Raw genomic sequence first — 9,592 nt, 5'->3', positions numbered from 1 at the left:
TGCTCTCCTGATCCAAGGCGTGTATGAACATAATTATTATGAAAATCTTTATTATATTTAAAAGCCATTAAAAGTGAAGATAATCCTAAAATAATAACAAAAATACTAATTCCAATCTCATTACCAGACATTTATTATCATCCTTTATATAAAGATTTATAGATATATTATACCGGAATAAACGGAATATTCAATATCATAAAAGTTATTTTTGAAATATACGCCTTATAAAGTTTACATAACCCCACTTATCGGTATTCAATGTATCTTTAAGTTTACAAATTTAAAAGCGGAATGTCTTTGTATGGTTGATATTTATTCTCGTCTATTTCTTGATAAATTCTTATGAAATTAACGGTCCATTCAGGATATGGTGTTAATTTATCTCTAGCCGCTTGTTCCATTTGTACTAATTCATCGGAAGTTAAACCCCAATTGGTTTGTCCAAGCGTTAAATGGGGATGATACTGTTCCATTTCCATATACCTTTTAATCAAATCATCTGATGGAGAAACTGCTTCTACTAAAAGACGATGTAGTTTATAAACTTTTGAGTCTTCTACACTTAAGAATAGAACTTGTTTTCCAAAGAATTGTGGTTTCCCTAAAGATAAAGTGAAAGAAGGTATTTGTTTACAAACTTTCTCCACTTTTTTTAACCATTCTTGATCTGAAGTAAGTCCTCCTTGAGCTTTAACAGTAATATGTGGTTCAACAACTTCTACAATACGATTATTTTCCCATTGTCTCTGAAACTGCTGGATTTTATGTAGGTATGATTCTGGTGGAATGATTCCTATAAAAAACTTCACGTTTAGAATTTCTCCTTTTTCTAGATAAAATTATCTAAATTTTCGATTATTAAATCTTATCATAATACAATAAGTTTCTAATGTATATCTTATTCATGTAAGGTTAACATAACGTCTCATTATCAGTAGTAAGAAAATGAGCATATACCTTATTGAAATATCCCCAAAACGACAAAGCTAGCTTCCTTGGATACGATCGATAATGTGCACTAATTTTAAGTGTTATTTTGCATTCTAAACATACATAACTAAATTTTAAGGTATAGCTTTCATTACTACTGTAGTGGTAGAAATAAAACTTCTATATTCATAACTTAAATAATTATGGAAGAGTTCCTCGTTTAACTAACAGGGTAGGCTAATTCAATAAAAAGAAGGAATATCTTGTAAAAGGATGATAAAATATAAGGCTAATATGTTAATGAGGTGTATAAATTGGGTAATGAACGTGAATCAATTATGGTCATTGATGTAAGCAATATCCATACTACAAAAGAATTACATTTACTCCTTAAAGAAAAGCTTGAATTCCCTTATTTTTATGGAGAAAATTGGGATGCCTTTTGGGATTGTATTACAGGGTTTGTTTTTCCTTTGCCAAATAAAATGATTTTTAACGGATGGTCAAAATTAGAAAAAAGATTGCCAAGAGATACAAAAATAATGAAAGAATGCCTTCTTGATTACAATGAAGAGGATAGAAAGGACCCTGAATGGAAAAGCGAATTCTTATTTAATTAACAATACTTTAATTGAATAACAAGACTGCCGATGATAGACAGTCTTTTTTTCATGTCTTTAAGTGTCATAACTTAAAAGTTTTGAACATGGTTTTGAGATGTGATAAAATCAGTACATTGACCTACATCAAAACTTATGGTCAAAAGTAAACGTAGAATAGGTGAGATTTTGGTTAAATATGGATATGCTAGGGTGAGTACATTAAACCAGGATTTGGAATCTCAAATTCGAATGTTAGAAAAAGAAGGCTGTGAGAAAATTTACTCCGAAAAATTTACAGGTACAAAATTTGATAGGCCAAAATTTCAAGAACTACTTTCTGTACTAGAAAATGGCGACACACTAGTTGTAACAAAATTAGATCGTTTTGCACGTTCGTCTGAAAATGCAATCCAAACGATTAAAATGTTATTTGAGAAAGGAGTTAAGGTTCATGTCATTAATATGGGAGTAGTGGAAGATACACCAACGGGTAGATTGATGTTTAATATCCTGAGTGCATTCGCTGAATTTGAAAGAGATATGATTGTAGAACGTACACAAGAAGGAAAAGCGATTGCTAAGTTGAATCCTGATTTTAAAGAGGGGCGACCGAAGAAATATAATAAGGAGCAAATAGAACATGCTTTGGGTTTGTTAGAAACAGAATCTTATAGAAAAGTGGAAAGAATGACAGGAATTAGTGTAAGTACCTTGCAACGGGAAAAAAGAAATCGTTTAAAAACTGAGTGAATAAAAAATGGAGGGTATTTTTATGATACATTGTTAAATGAAACCATATTTTGCATGTATATTCAAAAATCACGATGCCGTCAGGCGCATTTTAAGCCATTTAATTTTATTTTCACGTACAAAAGGGGGGTCTTTGAAATTGTGAATTTGAAATAAAGATGTATCTTTCTTAAAAAAGTTGCTCTGTATTGCCCCTTTGGGTTAGATTGGAAACGGCGACGGAACAATTAATATCTAGAAAAGTGATTATATGCTAACAGAAGACGAAAGAGTTCGTTCTAAATGTGCAAAATTTGAAGGGCATACTGCAAATGTTTCAGATGCTGTAATAGGAGTGAACCACCCACCTTTTGATAAAGATTGCCGTTGTTTTGCTACTTACCAAATTGAAGGCATACGAAAGAAATAAAAAGCCCTAATAAGGGTCACCATACATCACTCTCAAACTAACAAAATAAAATACCCCCTAAAATGAAAAAAATACGCTTTCTTTCTGTTTCCTTATAGGAAAGGATGGCGTTTTTTTACACTTGGGGGTAAAGCAAATTCTTAAGTTGATGGACATGGGGTACCACCCATAGATTAATAAATAAATAGGGCATTTTATCAAATCATAATTATGTATAAATATGGTAAAATCATATTGAGATATTTGCTGTTAGAAAGGAGGTGAATATGATGATAATGCAGATAATATTATATTTTTTCTTCCCGGTAACATTGTTAGCTACTGTTTTTCTTTCTAAAAAATCACATCTAAGATCGATCTTCAAATTCATTCCAGCTGCTGTTTCAGTAATTTTAGCGGTTTTCTTCTATTCCTTGTTTTTATATAATAATGGAATAGGTGAGTTTATGTCCGCTCTCTTTTTATGCGGTATAGCATTAGCAAATCTATTTTTAATTTTAGTATTTAAATTATTTAATAATGCTGCTCCAAGTAATTAGAAAAAGGGCTGTTAGAAGATAACAGAGGTAGAGCATTGATTTTAAATGCTCTACTTCCTGTTCTTATTAACGGCAAGATTTAACTCTTAACCAAGCTAAGATAGCAGTTGCCATTGCGTATTTACCTTTATAAGGACGTACACAATCACCAAATGTATTGTCACAAGAACATTTGTCAAATCCGAACATTTCATAACAACGGTCATGAGCACGGCAACAAGTATCTACACCATTAATTGGTGAACCGCCACCATATCGTCCGCCATTACCACAGTTCTTACCACAATGTTTATAGCCGCCTGGTAAGCATCCATCAACTGACATATCTTTAGTATTCAATTTCTCTAAAGATTCTCCAGGAGTGTAGTTAGGATCGTTGTAAGGTACAGTGTTATCGAATTCTTCAAATTGACCGATGTTCTCGATTGCTGCAACATTAATAGTAGGTTGTTGGGATACCTCAAGTTTCTTATTTAAGGTATATTGTTTTACAGATCCTTCTTCTTTGTAGTCAGCACTGAAATCGTAATTAATTACGGTATCTCCGGCTTGGTTAAATGCTAAAATGTTTAATTGTACATTTCCTTCTTTGTTTTGTAAAACAAGAGATTTAACTATACTCACAACGGGTGGTGTTACTTCAAGTACATCAAACATGTAACCTAATTTAACTTCAAGATTCTTAGCATCAATTGGTTGACGTAACGATACCTCGGCAATGAAATTTTGAAAATCTTTTTGTTCGGCTGCTTGTTTTAATGCTTCTTGAACCTCTTCTGGTGTCATGTAACGACCGTTTTCAATGTTATACATAATAGCTTCCTCCTTGAGTAAAATTTGTGATTCTCTTATATAAGAGGAATTAAAAGATAGTAATTCAAAAAAAGAATAAAAAAATTTTTTCTTTAATTGGAATCTGCTTATTTGTAGGTTAAGAAGGCGGCTTTCAAGAGTCGTTGCCTTTAACAGAAATGAGATTAAAAAAGTATAAGACAATGAAAAACCCCAAACTATGTTTTTAGTGGGGCTTTGATAAAGTAGTGAAAATTACATATAGAAATCTTGTAACGATTTAGTTTTTTTCTATAAAATCAAAAAAAGTGGGTGCGGACATATTTTGTAGGAAAGGGATTTTTTCGTGAATTTTCATCATTATTTCTTGCTCTAGATCTTCTCTTTCTTGTATAGGAGTATTTCGCAAGCTCCTATTTATTTTTGGGGAGAACTTTACTATGATTTCTTCAAAATCAACCTTTGTACAATCTTCCATTATCATTTCACTCCAATTCTAGTTTCATTGCTTGTTTTAATTTTTTAATTGCACTTTTGTGATTATAAGAAATGGTTTGCTCAGACTCACCAAGCATCTGAGCAATTTCTCTATTGGTGTAATCTTGTAAGTAAAACAGATTTAGTATTTTAATTTGTTTTTTAGATAACTTATTAAATTCAGAGAGCAGCACCTCATCGCTCAAATGATTTTTTAAATGATTTTCCTCTTGTATAACATTATTATATGTTTCATCTTCATCAGTTGATGCTAGAACATCATGTATAGATGCTTGATTGCCACTGTTATCCTCGACAGTAATATCTAGGTTTAATAAATTCCTCTGCTTATTAAGATTCACCTTTTTATCGAAGTCGATAGAATAGTAATGAATGAGTTGACTTACGTAATTGAGGACCTTCACTTGTTTGTAATGTGATTTAAAGGATTGGTCCAAAAGTTTTTTGTTTGTAAGCGTTGGATTAATAATCGCATTCTTGAATAAATTGAAATTTTCATCTTTTCTTAAAAAGTTACGAACTATAGGCTCGTTCATTCTTTTTCTATGTTTTTTTAGATAGTTCTCAATTTTTTTCTCCGCCATAAAATACCCTCCTCGCTATTAAAAGAGAAATCACCTGTCGAAAAATCAAAATAATAAAAATTTTCAGCACGAAACCGAACAAAAGTTCTATCTACTATATTATCCCACTTTTTACCCTGATAGAAAATGGGAATATAACTTTTTGTTTTTTGTATTTTTTCCTATATTATCCCATATTACCATGCTGATATGAAAAAATATTCAGAATTTTAAATGTTTGAAGAGTGTTCTTTTGGTTTTACTAAATAAGAATTTTGATATTTTTTCAGTTGCGTTCTCTTTTATAAATGGATAATAAAAAGGGGGAATTGCTATGAATAAACAAATTACTTTATATGGCCATAATGGTTGTAGTTTTTGCGTTAAAGCTAAGAAGTGGTTTGAAGAAAATAGAATCGATTATATTAATAAAGATGTAACAGATGAGCACGCAAGAAAAGAGTTTGAAGCTTATAATGCTGATGGAATTCCGTTATTTATCATTAAAGATAATGATAAGCAAACCGAAGAAAAAATAATTGGTTTCACTACCACTAAGTTAGTTGAAGCACTGAGTAGGTAATATATACTTATAAAAGAAATGAAGGGAAGTATCTTTCGTTTAAAGAGTTTAAAAATTTTACTATTCTATGAAAAAGGATGTTTCCTGTTTTGACAGGGGGCATCTTTTTTATTCTGCTTGTGCTGAGCATCATTGTTTAGAATAAATCCCATTCCGATTTCACATTGCTTCCTAATAATAAAATGCTCTTGAAAAATAGTGTGTTTTTATTGTTTCAAATTCACATTTAGCGCTATCTTATAGAGTACTTTTATTTTTGAATTCTTTTAGTTTGTTTTCGGTATTTTCTCTTTAATAATTATAATATTTTTCGAAGGAGAGAACATTATGGTTGTTATTACAGAGAGTCCCGTAATGGTAAATGAAATATTCGGTAAACAAAAGGTTGATTCATTCGGAATCAATTTAATTAAAGCGAAAGATGTTTGGAATTCAAGTGAAAAAGGTGACGGAGTTGTAATTGCTGTTATAGATACTGGTTGTCATGTAGGGCATCCTTATTTAAAGAATAGTATTATTGGTGGATATAATTTTACAAATGATGATAATGGTGATCCTCAAATCTTTGAAGACTATCGTGGACATGGTACTCATGTAGCGGGAATCATTGCAGCTGGAGAAAATGAGATAGGGAATGTGGGTGTTGCTCCTAGAAGTAAGATTCTTGTATTAAAAACGATTGATGCATATGGAAAAGGTAGTTATAACAAAGTGATAAAAGCGTTAAAATATGCAATGAATTGGGTAGGGCCAAATGGTGAAAAAGTTTCTATAATTAATATGTCATTAGGTGGAATTGTTCATAGAGAAGACTTGCACACAGTGATAAAGGATGCTAGGAATAAAGGGATATTAATTGTTGTGGCTGCAGGTAATGAAGGAGATGGGAACACGGATACTATAGAGATTTCTTATCCAGGATTCTATCAGGAAGTAATACAAGTAGGTGCAGTGAATCAATTAGGGGAGATTTCATCGTATTCAAATACGAATATTAATTTAGACTTTGTAGCTCCTGGAGATAATATTGTATCAACATTTCTAGATGGAAAATATGCGAAATTAACCGGTACATCGATGGCTACACCTTTTGTTTCAGGTGCACTTGCTTTAGTTTTGAATATGATTTCTTCTCAAACGAATAATCCGATAGTTGCATCATACTTAGCATACTTTTACTTAGTTAAACATGCAAAAAAATTAGGGCATTCATATCTTGAAGAAGGAAATGGTCTAATACAACTAATTTAGAAAGGTGGTGTGAGTAACTTGGATCCTAATCATTTAGAACCATGGTTTTCGGCTATTGGTAATTTTGGATTCCCTGTTGCATTAGCTGTTTATTTATTAATTAGATTTGAAAAGAAACTTGAAAGATTAACAGATGTCATCGAAACATTGAAAGATGTAATTCGAATGAAATAAATATAATTTTTGTTTTGTTTTGATAAATCAAGTATTTGTTCCTCTTTTTATAAATGTATAATTTTTTAAATGTAGGAGGGACTTATATGAATGCAATTGAAAAAGAACTTAAAAGATACAACGAACTTAAAAAGGATTTAATGACCATTACCAAATGCTTAGATTGTTGTCAAGCAGATGATGTTTGTTTTTATCAAGATTTAGCTATGGTTTACACAAATAAATTACAGAGCTTTCATAATTTCATTGAAAAAGAGTATGATGTTAGTATTTTCTGCACCTTCAATAGGGATTAACAAAGTAGTATTTAATCATCAATTTGAGAAAAAAGCAAATTGATTTTTGTATAAAAAGTTCAATTTTGTGAATTAAAAGGAATATATGGCGGCATAGCCAAGTGGTAAGGCAAAGGTCTGCAAAACCTTTAGCATCGGTTCGAATCCGATTGTCGCCTCTTTAAATGGTGACATAGCCAATTAGGAAAGGCAAAAGTATAGCATAAACTTAGAGTGTTGGTTCGAATCCAACTGTCACCTTAAAAAAGAAAACTAGTGATTGCTAGTTTTCTTTTTCTTTCTCTATATAATCAAAAAAACCAGGTGGTTCTTCAATTGCTTTCTCTTTTGCTTTTATTAATTCTTCTTCTAAATCTCTTTGAAATTCTTTTATATTTTTAATATCTGTTCTAAACATCCCCATACCCCCTCTGATTTATACAAATATTATCTTATTTTTAATATTTGTATAAATGATTTTGAATCTAGTGAGATTATTTTACAAATAGCTTTAAATTTCTCTTAAAGTTAATTTTAAAGCTATTTAAGATTAAAAACATATAGGTTTTTAGTTTTTAATGAATTCTTTCACTTTAATAAAGACGAGGGATACAAAATCTTTGGCGCAATTCTATTTGTTTCATTCTATGTCTTAAACGGAGAAAATTGCTAGTTAAGTTATGTTTTAAGTACTTAAGAATTAAGATAGAAAGACTTATAGTGTGAGAAGGGTATGAATAGAGTGAAGTGAAACAAGATTTAGGTTTCAACATAAGAAAAAAATTATAGAACGATTTAAGATTATCAGAGTGTATTTAATTAATCTATACTAAAAAAGGAGTTGTGAGTCATGAAAAAAGAGAACAGTGAAATTAAAGAACAAGGACACCCGGATCCGGGATACCCAGATAGTTGCGGCCCTAATAGATACTGTACTACACGAGAAATTTGTTGTGGTAAAAGTAGATATTGTCAAGCCTGTAAGAATATAGGTTACCTTGGCTATGAGTGTGTTAAATCTTGCTGATACAAGATTAAATTACATTATGTGAGTCTTAGCTAGAGATTTTAGATTAATGCTATCCTTCGTAAAAGCTTTGGTAAAGTAACTATGTCCTATAGACATCAAAAGGTTCAAAGTCTTCTAGATTTTGAACCTTTTGGGTTTTAATTACCACAATATTAATGGAGATACATAAAATTTGTTTCATTTCATTTTAAATTACAAATTTAATATTCAATTTTTATTACAAAAAACGGTTCTGGTGCAAAAACTCTAAAGCTTGTGCAATGAATCTTCAAACCATGGACATACTGATACTAGTACTCTAAATAAGGACGTGATCAGTATGAAAAAACAAAATCTATTCAAGTGGAAACATTATCAACCTGATATTATTTTATTAACCGTAAGATGGTATCTACGATACAACCTTTTTCGTGATTTAGTCGAAATGATGGAAGAACGCGGGTTATTTATTGCTCATACAACCATCATGAGCTTGGTTCATCAATATGGCCCTGAATTAGATGAGCGAATAAGGTGTCATCTTAAGACAACCAATGATTCTTGGCGAGTTGATGAGACGTATGTGAAAGTCAAAGGTCAATGGATGTACCTATATCGTGCTGTTGATTCAAAAGGAAATACAATTGATTTTTATTTAAGTAAAACAAGAAATCATAAGGCTGCAAAGCGTTATTTCAAAAAACTTTGCGGTCTTTTCATGTTTCAAACCCCCGCGTTATCACAGTAGACAAGAACCCTGCCTATCCTATAGCAATTGCTGAGTTGAAGAAAGAGAAAAAGATGCCCATAGGCATCAAACTCAGACAGATAAAATATCTGAATAACATTGTGGAACAAGATCATCGTTTTATTAAAAAGAGAGTTCGTTCGATGTTAGGATTGAAATCTTTTCGTACAGCCAAATCTATTCTTTTCGGAATAGAAGCGATGCATATCATTAAAAAAGGACAACTTGCTTTACGGGACAAGTCAAGTGAATTTCATTCATCAACTATTTGGAATAGCTGCATAAGAACAGATTCCATTAGGAATCTATATACCTCTTTCAAATGGATGTAATCTTTGCAACAGAACCAAAAATACAGTGATTTGCTCTTTTTTCTCTTTTAATAATTCATAAGTTTCTTCTTGTAGACCATTCATATGGCTCCCTCCTTTATATAATCGTATCATACTTAAATTAAAATACTGTT

The 9,592-nt window shown here is 31.2% G+C and carries 13 protein-coding genes, 2 tRNA genes and 1 pseudogene; 11 read left to right on the top strand and 5 right to left on the bottom strand.

Annotated elements, in window-relative coordinates; genetic code table 11:
• Positions 1-275: 275 nt before the first annotated feature.
• On the bottom strand, positions 276-812 hold the full coding sequence (locus JDS96_RS23110) for a 2'-5' RNA ligase family protein (RefSeq protein ID WP_199668139.1): 537 nt from the start codon (positions 810-812) through the stop codon (positions 276-278).
• A gap of 435 nt (positions 813-1,247) precedes the next feature.
• Here JDS96_RS23110 and JDS96_RS23105 point away from each other — a divergent pair, with 435 nt between their 5' ends.
• The 4 genes from JDS96_RS23105 (at position 1,248) to JDS96_RS23090 (ending at position 3,233) form a co-directional block, all read left to right on the top strand.
• Positions 1,248-1,553 (top strand): barstar family protein, encoded by a 306-nt coding sequence (locus JDS96_RS23105; RefSeq protein WP_199668137.1) that lies wholly within the window; start codon positions 1,248-1,250, stop codon positions 1,551-1,553.
• Positions 1,554-1,688: 135 nt separating this feature from the next.
• On the top strand, positions 1,689-2,285 hold the full coding sequence (locus JDS96_RS23100; protein WP_199668136.1) for a recombinase family protein: 597 nt from the start codon (positions 1,689-1,691) through the stop codon (positions 2,283-2,285).
• A gap of 250 nt (positions 2,286-2,535) precedes the next feature.
• Complete coding sequence (locus tag JDS96_RS33320; RefSeq protein WP_199668135.1) at positions 2,536-2,694, top strand: phage minor head protein; 159 nt, start codon at positions 2,536-2,538, stop codon at positions 2,692-2,694.
• 269 nt (positions 2,695-2,963) lie between these two features.
• Positions 2,964-3,233, top strand: coding sequence for a hypothetical protein (locus JDS96_RS23090; RefSeq protein WP_242479971.1), 270 nt, complete (start codon positions 2,964-2,966; stop codon positions 3,231-3,233).
• 66 nt (positions 3,234-3,299) lie between these two features.
• Here the strand turns inward: JDS96_RS23090 and JDS96_RS23085 are convergent, their stop codons facing one another.
• From JDS96_RS23085 to JDS96_RS23075, 3 genes are all read right to left on the bottom strand, one after another.
• Positions 3,300-4,046: a phospholipase A2 family protein gene (locus JDS96_RS23085; protein ID WP_199668134.1), complete on the bottom strand. Its 747-nt coding sequence runs from the start codon at positions 4,044-4,046 to the stop codon at positions 3,300-3,302.
• A 259-nt stretch (positions 4,047-4,305) separates the two neighbouring features.
• Positions 4,306-4,503 carry a hypothetical protein gene (locus JDS96_RS23080; RefSeq protein ID WP_199668133.1) on the bottom strand — a complete coding sequence of 66 codons (198 nt, stop codon included), beginning with the start codon at positions 4,501-4,503 and terminating at the stop codon, positions 4,306-4,308.
• Positions 4,504-4,510: 7 nt separating this feature from the next.
• A complete protein-coding gene (locus JDS96_RS23075; RefSeq protein WP_199668132.1) occupies positions 4,511-5,107 on the bottom strand; it encodes a sigma-70 family RNA polymerase sigma factor in 597 nt (198 codons plus the stop codon).
• Positions 5,108-5,420: 313 nt separating this feature from the next.
• Here JDS96_RS23075 and JDS96_RS23070 point away from each other — a divergent pair, with 313 nt between their 5' ends.
• From JDS96_RS23070 to JDS96_RS23045, 6 genes are all read left to right on the top strand, one after another.
• The gene (locus JDS96_RS23070) at positions 5,421-5,669 is read left to right on the top strand and encodes a glutaredoxin family protein (RefSeq protein ID WP_199668131.1); all 249 of its coding nucleotides are present in this window, start codon (positions 5,421-5,423) and stop codon (positions 5,667-5,669) included.
• Between the two features lie 327 nt (positions 5,670-5,996).
• Positions 5,997-6,920: a S8 family peptidase gene (locus tag JDS96_RS23065; RefSeq protein ID WP_199668129.1), complete on the top strand. Its 924-nt coding sequence runs from the start codon at positions 5,997-5,999 to the stop codon at positions 6,918-6,920.
• A gap of 18 nt (positions 6,921-6,938) precedes the next feature.
• On the top strand, positions 6,939-7,094 hold the full coding sequence (locus JDS96_RS23060; RefSeq protein WP_199668127.1) for a YvrJ family protein: 156 nt from the start codon (positions 6,939-6,941) through the stop codon (positions 7,092-7,094).
• Between the two features lie 86 nt (positions 7,095-7,180).
• A complete protein-coding gene (locus JDS96_RS23055) occupies positions 7,181-7,390 on the top strand; it encodes a hypothetical protein (RefSeq protein ID WP_199668126.1) in 210 nt (69 codons plus the stop codon).
• 87 nt (positions 7,391-7,477) lie between these two features.
• Positions 7,478-7,548 (top strand) — tRNA-Cys (locus JDS96_RS23050).
• A gap of 8 nt (positions 7,549-7,556) precedes the next feature.
• A tRNA-Ala gene (locus JDS96_RS23045) sits at positions 7,557-7,630 on the top strand.
• A gap of 22 nt (positions 7,631-7,652) precedes the next feature.
• Here the strand turns inward: JDS96_RS23045 and JDS96_RS32880 are convergent.
• Positions 7,653-7,787: a hypothetical protein gene (locus JDS96_RS32880; RefSeq protein WP_274605962.1), complete on the bottom strand. Its 135-nt coding sequence runs from the start codon at positions 7,785-7,787 to the stop codon at positions 7,653-7,655.
• Positions 7,788-8,718: 931 nt separating this feature from the next.
• Here JDS96_RS32880 and JDS96_RS23040 point away from each other — a divergent pair.
• Positions 8,719-9,411, top strand: a pseudogene (locus tag JDS96_RS23040) (IS6 family transposase).
• Positions 9,412-9,592: the final 181 nt, after the last annotated feature.

This window comes from Bacillus cereus group sp. N21, assembly GCF_016483395.1.
In the GTDB taxonomy this organism is placed as follows: Bacteria; Bacillota; Bacilli; order Bacillales; family Bacillaceae_G; genus Bacillus_A; species Bacillus_A pseudomycoides.
The sequence above is the reverse complement of the archived record's forward strand: the minus strand, read 5'-3'. Positions and strand labels throughout refer to the sequence as shown.